The 13842-nt window shown below is 69.4% G+C and carries 14 protein-coding genes and 1 pseudogene; 6 read left to right on the forward strand and 9 right to left on the reverse strand.

Annotation, left to right across the window (positions count from 1 at the left end; genetic code table 11):
• Positions 1-132: 132 nt before the first annotated feature.
• From A5705_RS26460 to A5705_RS26485, 6 genes and pseudogenes are all read right to left on the reverse strand, one after another.
• Positions 133-1236, reverse strand: coding sequence for a Xaa-Pro peptidase family protein (locus A5705_RS26460; RefSeq protein ID WP_068281117.1), 1104 nt, complete (start codon positions 1234-1236; stop codon positions 133-135).
• Positions 1226-2470, reverse strand: a complete 1245-nt coding sequence (locus tag A5705_RS26465; RefSeq protein ID WP_068281119.1) for a Xaa-Pro peptidase family protein — start codon at positions 2468-2470, stop codon at positions 1226-1228. Before A5705_RS26465 ends, A5705_RS26460 begins: the two co-directional genes overlap by 11 nt.
• Positions 2471-3057: pseudogene (locus A5705_RS26470) on the reverse strand (amidohydrolase family protein).
• Between the two features lie 2 nt (positions 3058-3059).
• On the reverse strand, positions 3060-4022 hold the full coding sequence (locus A5705_RS26475) for an SDR family oxidoreductase (RefSeq protein ID WP_068281121.1): 963 nt from the start codon (positions 4020-4022) through the stop codon (positions 3060-3062).
• Positions 4016-5239 carry a cytochrome P450 gene (locus A5705_RS26480; RefSeq protein ID WP_068281123.1) on the reverse strand — a complete coding sequence of 408 codons (1224 nt, stop codon included), beginning with the start codon at positions 5237-5239 and terminating at the stop codon, positions 4016-4018. Before A5705_RS26480 ends, A5705_RS26475 begins: the two co-directional genes overlap by 7 nt.
• The gene (locus A5705_RS26485) at positions 5236-5928 is read right to left on the reverse strand and encodes a TetR family transcriptional regulator (RefSeq protein ID WP_068281125.1); all 693 of its coding nucleotides are present in this window, start codon (positions 5926-5928) and stop codon (positions 5236-5238) included. Before A5705_RS26485 ends, A5705_RS26480 begins: the two co-directional genes overlap by 4 nt.
• Before the next feature lie 137 nt (positions 5929-6065).
• Here A5705_RS26485 and A5705_RS26490 point away from each other — a divergent pair, with 137 nt between their 5' ends.
• Both A5705_RS26490 and A5705_RS26495 read left to right on the forward strand, forming a co-directional pair.
• On the forward strand, positions 6066-6542 hold the full coding sequence (locus tag A5705_RS26490) for a nitroreductase family deazaflavin-dependent oxidoreductase (protein ID WP_067879096.1): 477 nt from the start codon (positions 6066-6068) through the stop codon (positions 6540-6542).
• 120 nt (positions 6543-6662) lie between these two features.
• Positions 6663-7766, forward strand: a complete 1104-nt coding sequence (locus A5705_RS26495; RefSeq protein ID WP_067879257.1) for a sulfite oxidase — start codon at positions 6663-6665, stop codon at positions 7764-7766.
• Positions 7767-7774: 8 nt separating this feature from the next.
• On the opposite strand, the gene A5705_RS26500 is transcribed toward A5705_RS26495, so the two are convergent.
• From A5705_RS26500 to A5705_RS26510, 3 genes are all read right to left on the reverse strand, one after another.
• Positions 7775-8266, reverse strand: a complete 492-nt coding sequence (locus A5705_RS26500; RefSeq protein WP_067879099.1) for a DUF2231 domain-containing protein — start codon at positions 8264-8266, stop codon at positions 7775-7777.
• Positions 8267-8300: 34 nt separating this feature from the next.
• The gene (locus tag A5705_RS26505) at positions 8301-8930 is read right to left on the reverse strand and encodes a hypothetical protein (RefSeq protein WP_067879103.1); all 630 of its coding nucleotides are present in this window, start codon (positions 8928-8930) and stop codon (positions 8301-8303) included.
• A 117-nt stretch (positions 8931-9047) separates the two neighbouring features.
• Positions 9048-9851, reverse strand: a complete 804-nt coding sequence (locus A5705_RS26510; RefSeq protein WP_067879106.1) for a SigB/SigF/SigG family RNA polymerase sigma factor — start codon at positions 9849-9851, stop codon at positions 9048-9050.
• A 479-nt stretch (positions 9852-10330) separates the two neighbouring features.
• Here A5705_RS26510 and A5705_RS26515 point away from each other — a divergent pair, with 479 nt between their 5' ends.
• The 4 genes from A5705_RS26515 (at position 10331) to A5705_RS26530 (ending at position 13793) form a co-directional block, all read left to right on the forward strand.
• On the forward strand, positions 10331-11218 hold the full coding sequence (locus A5705_RS26515) for an SDR family NAD(P)-dependent oxidoreductase (protein WP_067879110.1): 888 nt from the start codon (positions 10331-10333) through the stop codon (positions 11216-11218).
• Between the two features lie 132 nt (positions 11219-11350).
• Entirely contained in the window at positions 11351-12541 is a 1191-nt protein-coding gene (locus tag A5705_RS26520; RefSeq protein WP_067879260.1) for an NAD(P)/FAD-dependent oxidoreductase, read from the forward strand.
• 56 nt (positions 12542-12597) lie between these two features.
• Positions 12598-13167, forward strand: a complete 570-nt coding sequence (locus tag A5705_RS26525; RefSeq protein WP_067879266.1) for a DUF4389 domain-containing protein — start codon at positions 12598-12600, stop codon at positions 13165-13167.
• Positions 13164-13793 carry a class I SAM-dependent methyltransferase gene (locus tag A5705_RS26530; RefSeq protein WP_067879263.1) on the forward strand — a complete coding sequence of 210 codons (630 nt, stop codon included), beginning with the start codon at positions 13164-13166 and terminating at the stop codon, positions 13791-13793. Before A5705_RS26525 ends, A5705_RS26530 begins: the two co-directional genes overlap by 4 nt.
• Positions 13794-13842 lie beyond the last annotated feature (49 nt).

Raw genomic sequence — 13842 nt, forward strand, 5'->3', positions numbered from 1 at the left:
CCGCACCAACGCCCGCGGCGAAACCGAATGGATCCCGCCCCCGCACCTGGACCGCGGGCAGCCACGCACCAACAGCTTCCACCACCCCGAACGATTCCTCCGCGATGGGGACGACGACGAACCCGATTGACGTCAGGAGCCGGTCAACACGTCGGCGCCGTCGTCCGTGATGTGGACGGTGTCGCGGCGGAACACGGTCCCGATGCCCTCTTGCCACACGTAACCGCTGATCGCCAGCACCATTCCCGCCTCGAGCTGGTCGTCTTCGGCTGCGGCAGAAAGGGTTTCGGACACAACGGGCGGATCGAAGCCGAGTCCCAACCCGTGCGCCACGGGCATGGGCGGCAGCGGCTCGCCGGCTTCCTCGTAGGCGCCGAGCAACCCCGCCGCCGGCGCGCCGGGCCGACAGGCGGCGATCATCCTGTCGTACAGCGCATCCGAGCGATCGAAGAGCTCCCGGAGCGCGCCGTTAGACGCATCGCCCGCCGGCCAGGTCCTCGCGACCTCGGCGACATACCCGTCGGCCAGCGCGCCGGTGGCGAGCGCCACCAGATCGCCGGCGCGAACGTCGGTGTGGCAGCGTCGCCACGGGTGATCCCGTGAGGTGACCCACGCGACGTCCTGGGTGGCCGGCGTGCTCACCCCGCCGGCGGCCATGGCCTCCAGGGCGGCCCCGGCCAGTTCCTGCTCGGAGACCCCGGGACGGAGCTCGGCAACGGCGGCGGCCAGCCCGCGCGCCGCCACGCGAAGCGCCGGGCCCATCGCGCTGATCTCATCGGGCGTCTTGATGCGGCGCGCCGTCCGCAAGGCCGGCTCGCCGTCGACGAGTTCGGCGCCGGGGAAGGCCTCGGGCAGCAACGCCGCGAAAGTCGGTGTGATGGCGTCGGTTCCGACCCGGCGAGCCGTCGCCGCACCGTCGATGTTCTTGAGCACCTCGATCAGCGTCATCGGGTTCCAGGCCAGCGCATAGAGGTGATCGCGGCCGATCTCGTCGGGGACGCCCTCGTCGTCGGTGCTGTTCAGGTAGATCTCGCCGGTGGCGCGCACCATCACGCACATCGGGCCGAACGGCCGCGTCCCGGCGATCCACAGCTGCGGCGCCCCGGTGACGTAACGAATGTTGGCCTGCCGCCCGAGCACCAAGATGTCGAGGTCATACGCGTCCATCTGCGCCAGCGCGCGCTCCCGACGCCCCGTCCGCAAGGGCAGAGGGTCGGGCAGGACCTCAGTCGCCATAGGGGGAGTAGGGGTAGTCGGTGATCGGCGTGTAGCCGTCCTCGGTGATCACCACGATCTCCTCACTGCGGTAGCCGCCCGTGCCGTCCTCCCACACCACCGGCTCGAGCACGAGCACCATGCCGGGCGGGAAGACGAAGTTGTCGTCGAACTCCTCGCCGAGATCCGTTCCGATCATCGGGGCCTCGGCGGGGTAGGTGCCGATGCCGTGGCCGAGATAGAAGTGCGGCAGCCACGGCTTGCGTCCACCGTCGGCGGCGATCGCCGCCCGCGCCAGATCGCCGGACGTCACACCGGCTTTCGTGACGGCGAGCACCTCGTCGAGAATGGCTCGCCACCGGCGGAACTGGTCCTGCTGCCGCGGCGAAGGCCGGTCGCCGACCAGCCAGGTTCGCCCGAAGTCCGAGCAGTATCCGGCGTAGCTGATGCTGATGTCGGTCCACAGCACGTCGCCGGCGGCCAATTCGCGAGCGGTGGGGAGCAGGGGCAACGCGAGATCGCCGTGGGTCGTCCACACACCGGCTTCCCGCGAGCTGGGCATCACCTGCCAGATGGCCTCCAGCATGTTGGTGGTGGCGCCCAGCTCGAAGGCGCGCCGAACCAGCTTGGCCGAGAGGTCGATCTGCCGCACCCCCGGTGCCAACGCCTCCTGCACGTCGGCCATGGCCTGCTCGGTGATACGGCAGGCGCGGCGAAGGCAGGAAATCTCGTCGCGCGTCTTGACCAACTGCGCCGCGCCCACCACGATCGCCGCATCCGACGGCGGGCCGGACGGAAACAGGGTGCCGCCCGCCCGGCGCATCGCGCCCGTGAGTTCGTCGACGGCCACGCTCGCGTTCCGCGGGATCAGGTCGGCCAGCTCGCGGGCGCAATCCCGCACGCCCTGGTCGAATTCGAGATAGACCGGGCCGTGCAGGTGGCCATCCGGCAGTGGTGGGGCGGAGGTTTCGGGGAACGCCCCGCGCCCAAACGGCAGGAACAGGTGCGGGTGTTCGTCGTCGGCCAGCACCACCGCCACCGGGCGCTCCACGTGTGACAGGCCCGCGTCGAGTAGCGGCCAACTGGTGCCCGTCGCGTACCCGACGTACCCGTTCATCAGCAGGATGAGCGCGTCGACGCCGTGGTCCGTCATCGCGGCTCGCAGCCGTGCGCCGGTCTCGGCGCGCATGCGCGCGAAGTCCGGCACGTCGGGGATGTCGAAGACCGAGCCGCGGGCGGTGAGTGAGTTCGTCATCTAAACGCCCAGAAACCTCTTGATGTTGCCGCTGACGACAAGGGCGGCGTCGTCGGGCCCGACGCGTCGACCACCGCCGCCAGCGACCGCTCGGAGTAGCCGAAGGTGCTCTCGTTGTGTGGGTAATCCGACGACCACATCACCTTGTCGATCCCGATCTCCTCGAGCTGGCCGAGCCCCAGACCGTCGACCATGAACGACGCGCACATGTGCTGCTCCCAGTAGTAGCGGATGTCGTGCTCCGGGTGGCCCTTGAGCATGTGCCGGTAGGAGGCCAGCACGTGCTCGGCGTCCTGCAGAGCCGTTGGCACCCAGGCGATTCCGCCCTCGAACCAGCCGACCCGCAGCCCGGGATGCCGGTCGAGGATGCCGCCGCCGTCCTCGTACCAGATCCGCGGTGCGTAGTCCTTCAGGTCGTCCGGGAAGCGCTCGTAGAAGATGTCGTCGGCGACCGAGATGTGGTTGTCGGCCGAGAACACCTCCGTGCCCGCGGGCAGGCCCGTGACGGATTCCGCTGCGCGGCCGCGGCGGTGCTTGGGTGCGCCGATGACGCCCTCGGGGTACAGGGTGCGGGCTCGGCCTGACATCGTCATCCCTGCGCTCCGGTCGAGGGGTACACAACGCCGGTGAGCCGTTCGGACAGTTGCCACAGGCGCCGCATGTCCGCCTCACTACGGGCCAACCGCGGGACGCCCGCGAATGTGACTCCGCCGCCGGCGGTTTCGTAGAACCCGCGCGGCCCGTAGTACGCGCCGCCCCGGGCATCCGGCGACGCCGCCGCATAGAGCGCCGGCTTGATGCCCTCGTCGACGTCGAGCCACATGAAGGGCAGCAGGCGCCAGGTAAGCCGGGTGAGCCGGGCCTGCAGCGTCGGCCTGTCCCGGCCGTACGAGGCGCCGCTGAGCAGGTTCGTCTTGCTCAACCCGGGGTGCGCCGCGCTGGACGTGACGGCCCAGCCGCCTGCGCGACTGCGCCGATCCAGCTCGATTGCGAACATCAGTTGCGCCAGCTTTGCCATTCCGTAGGAGCGCATGGGTTTGTAGCCATGTTGCGCGTTGGGATCGGTGAAGTCGAGACCGCGCTGCGTCGCGGCGATGCTGCTGACGGTCACCACGCGCGCACCCCTCGCCGCGCGCAGCAGGGGCAGCAGGCGCCCGGTCAGCGCGAAGTGGCCCAGATGGTTTGTGCCGAACTGCAATTCGAAGCCGTCCCGGGTTTCCAGGCGCTGCGGCGGTGTCATGACGCCGGCGTTGTTGATCAGGATGTCGATCGGGCGGCCCTGCGCGGTCAGCTCGTCACCGAGCGCCGCCACGCTTTTCAGCGACGACAGGTCGAGATGCCTGATGGCCAGCTTGGCCGCCGGCGCCGCCCGGCGGATCTCGGCGATCGCGGCTTCGCCCTTCGTCCGGCAACGGACCGCCAGGACGACGTCGGCGCCCGCGGTCGCCAACCGTTTCGCCAAGCCAAGGCCGAGGCCGCTGTTGGCGCCGGTCACGACCGCGAACCGGCCCGACAGGTCCGGTACCTCGAGGGTCAGATCGGGCTTCACCATGTCACGGGAAGCTCGTAGAGCCCGTAGGCCAGCGAGTCGTGTTTGAACGGCAGCTCGGCCAGCGGGACCGCGAGCCGCAGCGTCGGGATGCGGCGCAGCAGGGTGGGCAGCACGATCTGCAGTTCCATCCGGGCCAGCTGCTGGCCCACGCACTGGTGGCGGCCGTAGCCGAAGCCGACGTGCGGGCCGTCCTCGCGCCGCAGGTCAAGCCGGTCCGGCTCGCGGAATTGGCGGGCGTCCCAGTTCGCCGGCGCGACGTCGAGGATGATGCCCTCGCCGGCCCGGATGGTCTCGCCGCCGACCTCGATGTCCTCCACGGCGATGCGGCGCTGCCCGGTCTGGATGATGCTCAGGTAGCGCATCAATTCCTCGACCGCGGTGGCGATCGTCTTCGGGTCGTCGGCGTCGCACAGCACCGCCCGCTGACCGGGGTGCTCCAGCAGCGCCGCCACGCTCAGGCTCAGCATGTTCGCGGTGGTTTCGTGCCCGGCGATCAGCACGCCGAGGGCCAGCTGGGTGGCCTCGCGCACGCTGAGCTCTTCGGCGTTGACCCGCTCCGCCAGATCGGACACCAAATCCTCCGAGGGATCTTCGATCTTGGCGCGGACCAACTTGGCGATGTATTTGGCCAACGAGGCGGCGCCCTGGGCCGTGTCCTCCTCGGTCGCGTAGCGGCCGGTGCCGCGCTGCGCCTGCTCCTGGAAGAAATCCGCGTCCTCGTACGGCACGCCCAGCAGTTGACTGATGACCAGCGAGGGGACGGGCAACGCCACGGTGCTCACGACGTCACCGGGGTCGGGGCCGGCCAGCAGGGCGTCGATGCGATCGTCGGCGATCTGCTGCACGGCCGGCCGCAGCCCTTCGACGCGCTTGAAGGTGAACGGCTTGGACAGCATCCGACGGAATCGGGTGTGCTCTTCGGCGTCGGACGTGAACACGGAGCGCGGCCTTTTATGAACAGTCGCCAGCATCCCCTCGTTCCAGTGCGGATAACCCGGCAGGCGGTCGTCGACGCTGGTGCGCGCGTCCGTGAACAGTGCCCGTATCGCGTCATAGCCGTGAATCAGCCAGGGCGTGCTGCCGTCCCAGATCCGGACCCTGCTGAGCTGCTTGTCGGCGTTGAGCTCCAACACCTTTGGCGGCGGGGCGAAGGGGCAACCCGGCGCCCGCGTCATCGGAAAGTCGGGAACATCGGTGGCCGTCGAGGTCTGGGTCATCGGACTCCCCGGTTTTCCTTTGCCGGGCCCACATGGACCGGCGCGCGCCACAGACCGACGATCGCGTCGATCAGTCCCTCGCCGGCAACGGGCCAGCTCGACCGCGACCGCGGCCCGTGCTCGGCCAGCGCGCCCTCGTGCTCGGCGCAGGTGTGCATCAGGAGGTTGCGGACCATCGCGATGCGCTCGAAACGCACCCGCTTGGGCAGCTCGGGAAGGCAGCGGGTGATGCCGTCGATCGTCTGCACCAGCCGCGGCGAAGTGAGCGCGTCCTTGGTGACGACGTGCCGATAGGTGGGGTCGGCCATCGCCTGTGCGGCGAACCGTGCATACCAGCTGGGGGTGCCCAGGGCGGCCAGGTGGTCGGTGAGGGGGCGCACCAGCGCACCCACCCAGTCCCGTAGCTCGGTCGAATCGCCCACGTCGGCCAGCATCTGCGCGCGCAGCTCCTCGATCGGCTCGCGGTGCTTGCTCTCGATCGCCCGGAGCAACTCGGTCCTCGTCCCGAAGTGGTAGCACGCCGCGGCGTTGTTACCCTGCCCCGCGGCCTCGCTGATCTGCCGGTTGGACACCGCGTACATGCCGCGCTCTGCGAACAGCACCTCGGCGGCGGACAGGATCGCCTCCCGGGTGCCCATCGACCTCACCGAGCGTGCCATCCGGTCGGCGTTCACCGCCTCAGTGAACACCGCGCCCCGAGTTAAATCAAGCAATTTATTTAATGTCGCCCGGCCTGACGCGCTTCCTTGCCCGCACTTCGTCCGCAGATTCACCGGGTCGCCACCGCGGCCGCGCCGAAACGGCTGGCGCGGAATAGGGTACGGATGTGAATCCGCTTCAGCGGGTGGCGCGCAACCCGACCGCCTACCGCTGGCTGGTGTTGCGCGGCCGACCGGTCGCCGAAGGAGCCGAGGCGTTGCTCCGGTTCGCCAGCAAGGGACGCCTCGGCGTCCTGGACCTGACCGGCCTGCCCAACGTGCAGGTCACCACCTCAGGGCGCAAGACGGGCCTGGCCCGCACGGCCACCGTGCAGTGCGTGCCCACCGGCGACGGGCTGATAGTCGTCGGCTCCAACTGGGGTCTTCCCCGCCACCCGTCCTGGTCGGCGAATCTCAAAGCGACAGAACGGGTCACGGTGCGCATGCGCGGTCACCGGTTCACCGCGACCGTGCGGTTGCTCACCGGGGAGGAGCGCGACGAGGCCTGGGCCACGGTGGTGCGGCACTGGCCGAACTATCAGATCGCGCAGGACCGCGCCGAGCGCCGCCGGTTTCGGCTCTTCCTTCTCACGCCGACGCCATAGCTGTTCAGCCGGCGAGGGCGGCGCGACACCCCATCAATCCGCCGACCTGTGCGGGCCCGTCGACCCGGGAACGATCCGGTGATGTCGCCGACGGCATGCGGAAGCGTGACAATGAACGCCATGACGCCGACCACGGCATCGTGGGGTAAACGCGATGACATGATCGTGCGCACACACCATCCCTACAACGCCGAACCTCCTCCCGCGGTTCTGGCCGGCAGCGACATCACCCCGATCGACGCGTTCTACGCCCGCAATCACGGGCGGTTTCCCGACATCGCGCCGCAGCAGTGGCGGCTGGCAGTCGACGGGCGGGTGGAAAGGCCGCTCGTCGTGACGTACGAACAGTTGATCAGCGAATTCGATCAACACGATCTGGTGGCCACGCTGGCATGCGCCGGCAACCGGCGCGACGAGTTGCTGAGGGTGCGGCCCATACCGGGGAAAGAGCCCTGGGCGCACGGGGCGATCTCCACCGCCCAGTGGCGCGGGGTCCGGCTGGCCGACGTCCTGGCGGCCGCGGGAGCGCATCGCGAAGACGGGCTGCACGTCGCCTTCCAGGCGTCGGACATCGCCGAGGAGGCGAGGCCCGTCCAGCCGTACGGCGGCTCCATTCCGCTGACCAAGGCCATGTCGCACGAAGTGCTGCTCGCCTGGCGGATGAATGCCGAACCCCTTCCGCGCGCCCACGGCGGACCGGTGCGGGTGGTGGTTCCCGGCTACATCGGTGCGCGCAGCGTCAAGTGGGTCTCCGCGATCACTGTGCGGCGCGGGCCTTCGGAGAACTACTTTCAGGCGCACGACTACCGCATCCTGCCGGCGGAGGCCGACACCGACAGCGTCGCCGCGGGGGAGGGCATTTCGCTGTCGTCCCTGGCGCTCAACTGCGACATTTTGGACCCGACCGACGGCGACCGGGTGCCGCGGGGCCGGCTGACCATCCGCGGTTACGGGATCGCCGGGGACGGCCGCCGCGTCGAGCGGGTCGACGTATCGCTCGACGAGGGACTCACCTGGCGGCAAGCCGTGCTGCACCCCGCAACCGGCAGATGGTCGTGGCGGCCGTGGTCGCTCGTCGCCGACGTCGCGCCGGGACCGTTGCACATCACCGCCCGCGCCTGGGACGAGACCGGTGCCGCGCAGCCGGAATGGCCCGCACCGCTGTGGAACCCGCGCGGGTACGGCAACAACGCGTGGGCGCGCGTCGCGTGCCGCGTGATCTGAGGCGGTCGCTAGGTGCCGTTGGACTTTTCGAGGTGCGCGATCTCGCCGCCCCACACCGATTGGGCACCCGCGTCGCCGGTGCGGTAGACCTGGACCATGGACGAAACGCTGACGGCCACAACGATTATCGCGACGATGACCCGGGTGGCCGTCCTGCGGTTGTCGGAGCGTCGTTCGATGAAGCGCAGCAAGACGAGCCCGACCGCCACGACCAGCAGCGCGGCGGCGAAGTAGACCATCGTGCCGCCGCGTTCGGCGTGTTCTTGCAGGATGGGGCTGGGCTTTTTCCTCAGGTCGTAGAGCCATTCGCCGGCGTTGATGGTGATGGGCGTTATCACCATCGTGGCAATGGCCAGCACCAGCGTCAGCCACAGCAGCTGTCCCCGTCGGGCGGCGGGCCACAAACCGCAGACAATGTCGAGCAGGGCGGTCAGCGGTACGAGCACCACTACGAGATGCAGCCACAGGGCGTGCGCCGGCAGGCCGTTTACGACGTTCATAAACCCCCTCGGATTGTCGTGGCAGCCACGGGGCTCAGCCGCCGAGCCCCTTCTTGACGGCCGCATCTTGCTTCTGCGCCACGTCGGTGACGAAGTCCTGTGGCGGAAGCGAGTCCACCGGGCCGTCGAACTCCAGCGTGACGAACGCCCGGCCCTCGGTGAACATCAAGACCAAGACGCCCTTGGAGTTGTCCGGCGAGTTCCCGGTCAGCGTCGTTCCGCCGGTCCCGACGTTGAACGGATCCGTTTTAGGGTTTTTGACGTTGCCGCCTTGTGCACCCTTTGCCGCGTTCAGCGCGTTCGTGGCGGCTGCCGGGTCCGGGAGCACCTGGATGGTGTCCTTGATGACGTGGCTGCCGTCGTCGGTCTTGAACGTGGTCGCGACGCCCGGCTGACCGTTGGGGTTGTTGGTCGGCGGGCTGCCGGTGAACTGGATCGGAGCGTCGATGTCCGTCGCCTGGATCAACAGGCCGGAGTACTCACCCGGCTGCCCCGGCGCCGGGGATTTCGCCGCCGGGCTGCTGCCATTCGTCGCCGCGCCGGACGAGCCGGGCTGCGACGTCTGTGACGTCGAAGTGGTCGGCTTGCCGCCGCAGCCGGCCAGCGCCACGGTCAGCGCCGTCGCCGCCGCGAGACCCGCGACAAACGTCCGAGAAACCCTCATGGCATCGCGCTCCTTCCAGGCTGACGCCGGCGACGCAGTCGACTCGTTTCCGAATCGCACAGTACATCGCCGGGCCTGGCCGAAGGCGCCGCCGGGCCGGGGGCGGCGACCGAACGGCTATTCCAGCTGATCGCGCAGGCAGCGCAGCGTGTTGGCAAGGATGCGAGAGACTTGCATCTGCGACACGCCGATGCGCTCGGCAATCTGGCTTTGGGTCATCGATTCGAAGAACCGCATATGCAGCACCTGGCGCTCGCGCTCGGGGAGCGCGCCCACCAGGGCCCGCACCGCCTCACGGTTGGTGATGTGCTCGATTTGCGGATCGATGGCGCCCACCGCGTCGGCCACCAGCCGGGATTTGCCCGAGCCGTCCGCGCCCAGGGGTGCGTCCAGGGAGTCGAGCCGGTAGGCGTCGCCTGCGACGAGGCATTCGACGATTTCCTCGCGCGGGACTTCGAGCACCTGGGACAGCTCCCCGGCGGTGGGGGCGCGACCCAGCTTTTGCGCCAAATCGCTTGTGGTCCTGCTGATTTGGACGTGCAGCTCGCGCAACCGCCGCGGCACCCGCATGCCCCAGCTGTAGTCGCGGAAGTAACGCCGAACTTCGCCCATCATCGTGGGCACGGCGAACCCGATGAAGCTGGGTCCTTTGTCCGGGTCGAACCGGTTGACGGCATTCATCAGGCCCAGGCGCGCGACCTGTATCAGGTCGTCGAGACCTTCGCCGCGGCGGGCGAAGTGGCTGGCCACATGGTCCGCCAGAGGCAGGCACCGCGCGACGATGCGCTCGCGCTGCCGGCAGTACTCGTGGGACTCGCCCGGCAATTGGCGCAGCACGATGAACATCTCGACAACGTCGTCGTAGGAATCGTCCGTGCTGGCTGATCTTGCTGGGCGGGGGGCGGTTGCGACGTCGGTCATCGGCTGAATCGCGTCGCGGCGACGCAACTCGCAGTGAAAAGCTGCGTGTACGAAGGGATTTTCATCTCGGCCCACTTCCTATGGGTCACGTGCAGCGGGGCATCGCAACTATGCGCACAGTCGCCTCCGCCGCACTTCTATCCGCGGGACGAGTCGATGATCAGCGCACGTGGCTACAACGGGAGGGGTAGACGGTGCCGAAATCGCCGGCGCCACGTCAAGCCCAACAGCCGTGCGGGCTGATGACCGCTTTGAGCTAAACGGCGACCTGTCCAAAACGGACTTCACTGTCGACTATACGCCCCCCGAAGACTCTGCGAGTTCGCGCGCATCACGGCGGCGAAGGCGAATGGTCGGTTTCTGCCGAGCGGGCCGACGAGTGGGCCGCGACCAGGTTGCCGCCGGTCCGGCGCGGTTCCTCGGTTTCGTGTCGCTGGGTACTGTTCGCCCCATGTCTGTGACCACCACGGCCGACGCCGATGGGTAGCCCGAACCTGCTGGCCGGCCGCGGTGTGGTGGTATCCGGCGGCAGCCGCGGCATCGGACGCGCCGTCACCGAACTGCTGTGCGAACTGGGAGCCGGTGTCGTCGTCAACGGCCGCGATGCCGAGGCGGTGGCAGAGACGGTCGCCGCGGTCAAGGACGCCGGGGGCCGCGTCCGCCCGGTCATCGGGGCCGCCAACGACGAGGGCGTGGCCGCCGCGCTCATCGGCGAATGCCTGAATTCCTTCGGCCGACTGGACGCCCTGGTCAATTGCGCCGGCATCGCCGAGCCCGCCGGCTCGTCGATCCTGAATGTCACGCCGGCGGAATTCGACGGCCTGATCGGCGCGCACCTCGGCACGGTGTTTCACACCTGCCGGGCCGCCGCGCCCGTCATGGCCGCCCAAGGGCACGGGACGATCATCAACACCGGCTCGGTGGCGTTTCTCGGTGACTACGGCGGAACCGGCTACCCCGCGGGCAAAGGCGCCGTCAACGGACTGACGATGGCCATCGCGGCGGAGCTGAAGCCGCATGGTGTGCGGGCCAACGTGGTGTGTCCCGGCGCGCGGACGCGCCTGTCGACCGGCTCCGAGTACGAAAAGCACATCGCCGATCTGCACCGGCGCGGACTGCTGGACGAGATGACGATGCGAGCCTCGTTGGACAGCGCTCCGGCCGCGTTCGTGGCCCCGCTCTACGCGTACCTCGCCAGCGACCTGTCGCGCGGCGTGACGGGCCAAATCTACGTCGCCGCGGGCGGATTCGTCGGCAGCTTCGACCGGCCGGCGCCGCGCGTGCTCGCGTACCGCGACCATCACGACGCCCAGCCGTGGTCGGTCGAGGAGCTGCACGGGATGCTCGGCTCGCCGGCGACCGCCTGAGCCGCGCATGGCGGCGTGAACCGACCGGCCGCCGCCTACGTATCCACTTAAGTGACGAGCGGCGGGGCCTTCGCGTCCGGCTACCGGGGTCCGGAGCCATCGGGGCGGGTTACGAAGAGGACGGCGACCGCACTGCGGGTCGTGGTCATCGGCGCCGGCGTCAGCGGCATCTCCGTCGCCCGGGGGCTGCTGCGCGACGGCCATGACGTCACGGTCTTCGATCGGCGCAACGACATCCGCCCGGGCGGCGGCGCCGTGACGATCTGGTCCAACGGCGACGCGGTGCTGCGCCAGCTGGGCGTCGACATGGACGGGGCCGGCCAACTGCTTTCCCGCGTGCGGGTGGTGACGTCGCGCGGGCGCCGGCTGGCGACCCTGGACGTGACCGCGATGGCGAACCGGCTGGGCGCACCCGTGCGGATGGTTCCCCGCCGCGTCCTGCTGGAACGGTTGTTGGAAGGCTTCCCGCTCGACCGCATCCGGAGCCGTGCGCGTGCCGTCGGCGTCGCCGCCACCCCCAGTGGTGCCGAAGTCGAGTTCGAAGACGGCGGCGTCGCGCGTGCCGACGTGGTGATCGGCGCCGATGGTCTGCATTCGGTGCTCCGCGACGCGGTCGGCGCGCCGGCCGCCGAACCGACCGGCTGGTGCAGCTGGCAGGGGCTCCTCGCGGTTCCCGAGCTCGCCGGCACGCGCGTGGCGACGATCGCCGTGGGCGCGCAGGGAAACGCCGGCGTCTGGCCGGCCGGCGGTCCGGAGGTGCAGTGGTGGTTCGACCTGCCATGGTCCTACGACTTCGTCAGGCCGCGGCACCCGCTCGAGGTGATTCGGTCCACTTTCGCCGGCTGGTCCGACGCCATCGACCTCGTCCTGGGCAAACTGAGCGACCACGACCTGCTGGATTCGCCGTACCCCCATTTTCGGCATCCCGTCGCCCCGGCCCGGGCCCCCGGTCCGCTCACGTTGCTCGGCGACGCCGCCCACACCATGCCCCCCACCCTCGCCCAGGGCACCAACCAGGCGCTGCTCGACACCATGGTGTTGTGCAAGGCGCTGTCGCGGGTCCGCGGCGATGCGAACGACGTTTCCAACGCGCTGCGCCGATACGAGACGACCCGCCGCCGCCGCGTCGCGGCGGTGTCGCGCGTGGCGTCAGTGCAGATAGCCCACAGCGAGAACGTGCTGCGGCCGGCGGCGTTGCTCCCGGACCGGCTACACACCTGGCTGCTCACCGCGTTCCTGCAGTTGACGAGTCACCGCCGGGTGTCGGCGGAGATCGATCGGAACCTCGCCGCCGCACCCCCCGTCACGTCGGGCCGCCGGTGAACGCGCCCGCCACGACCGATCTGAGCCCGGCGCGGGAGGCCGGCGGCCCGGTGCGCGTGCGCGCGGATCTCGACGCACCCTCGCGCTGGCGATGGCTCGTCAAGTGGTGCGTGCTGGCGGTGCCGCACTACCCGATATTGATACTTCTGTATTCGGTGTATCCGCTGCTGACGATCGCCGCCGGTGTCGCGATCCTGTGCACCGGGCGCTATCCGCGCCCACTCTTCGACTTCAACGTGGGGGTGCTGCGCTGGTCCTGGCGGGTGATGAACTACCGATTTCCGATGAACAGCACCGACAAGTACCCGCCGTTCGCGCTGGCGTCGCGTCCCGACTATCCCGGCGACCTGGTGGTCGACTACCCCGAGCGGCTGACGAACTCGGCGGTGCTGGTGAAGTGGTGGCTGCTCGGGCTGCCACAGATCCTGCTGTGCTGGGCGATGGAGCCACTGCTGCAGGTGCTTTGCGTGATCTCCGCGGCGTGGCTGCTGTGCACGGGATCCGTGCACCCCGGCATGTTCGACCTCTTGATGGGGATCGTTCGGTGGCGCTACCGGGTGGCGGTGTACGTATCGTTGATGTCCGACGAATACCCACCGTTCCGGCTGGATCAAGGTGGTCGATAACGCGCGAAAATCCTTTCTTCCCTTACGTATACCGGTTCGGTCAGCCGGTTTTCGACCGACTCTTCTACAATCGGTATCGCCGCGCGGCGATCGCACACGCGACCGGCCGGCTGCTGATGGTCGGTCTGGGGCCGGGGACGGACCTGAAGTTCGTGCCCCCCGCGGTGACGTCGGTCGCCGCCGTGGAGCCCGTGGCGGCCTTCCGGCGGATGGCGTCCCGCCTCGCCGACCGCCACGGCATCGCTGCCCAGATCGTCGAGGGGACGGGGGAGGCAATCCCGTTCCCGGACAACACTTTCGATTCGGTCCACATCGGGCTGGTGTTGTGCTCGGTCGGCGATGTGGCGGCCACGCTGGGTGAGATTCGGCGGGTGCTCGTCCCCGGGGGCAGGTTGGTGGTCCTCGAACACGTCCGCGGCGAGGGCGCCACGGGTCGGCTCCAGGACCTCGTCGCAGGGCCGTGGTCCTGGCTCGCCGCCGGCTGCCATCCGAACCGCCGCACCGTCGACGCGATCGCCGCGGCCGGCTTCGATACGACCGCGTTGCGCCGCATCCGGACCCCGGTGCCGTTCCCCTGCAAGCCGCATCTGCACGGATTCGCCACCGCTATGGATGGCAACGCCTGAATCGGCGTGATCGGTTGGGATGCGCTATCTCTCGCCGTCTCGGTCGATT

The organism is Mycobacterium sp. E787, assembly GCF_001668725.1.
Taxonomy (GTDB): Bacteria; Actinomycetota; Actinomycetes; order Mycobacteriales; family Mycobacteriaceae; genus Mycobacterium.

What these genes read in the sequence shown, in the direction of transcription:
- A5705_RS26505 (WP_067879103.1), bottom strand. Translation starts at nt 8,930, where the DNA reads ATGAGGGTTTCTCGGACGTTTGTCGCGGGTCTCGCGGCGGCGACGGCG.
- A5705_RS26500 (WP_067879099.1), bottom strand. Translation starts at nt 8,266, where the DNA reads ATGAACGTCGTAAACGGCCTGCCGGCGCACGCCCTGTGGCTGCATCTC.
- A5705_RS26460 (WP_068281117.1), bottom strand. Translation starts at nt 1,236, where the DNA reads ATGGCGACTGAGGTCCTGCCCGACCCTCTGCCCTTGCGGACGGGGCGT.
- A5705_RS26480 (WP_068281123.1), bottom strand. Translation starts at nt 5,239, where the DNA reads ATGACCCAGACCTCGACGGCCACCGATGTTCCCGACTTTCCGATGACG.
- A5705_RS26515 (WP_067879110.1), top strand. Translation starts at nt 10,331, where the DNA reads ATGGGTAGCCCGAACCTGCTGGCCGGCCGCGGTGTGGTGGTATCCGGC.
- A5705_RS26475 (WP_068281121.1), bottom strand. Translation starts at nt 4,022, where the DNA reads ATGGTGAAGCCCGATCTGACCCTCGAGGTACCGGACCTGTCGGGCCGG.
- A5705_RS26495 (WP_067879257.1), top strand. Translation starts at nt 6,663, where the DNA reads ATGACGCCGACCACGGCATCGTGGGGTAAACGCGATGACATGATCGTG.
- A5705_RS26510 (WP_067879106.1), bottom strand. Translation starts at nt 9,851, where the DNA reads ATGACCGACGTCGCAACCGCCCCCCGCCCAGCAAGATCAGCCAGCACG.
- A5705_RS26465 (WP_068281119.1), bottom strand. Translation starts at nt 2,470, where the DNA reads ATGACGAACTCACTCACCGCCCGCGGCTCGGTCTTCGACATCCCCGAC.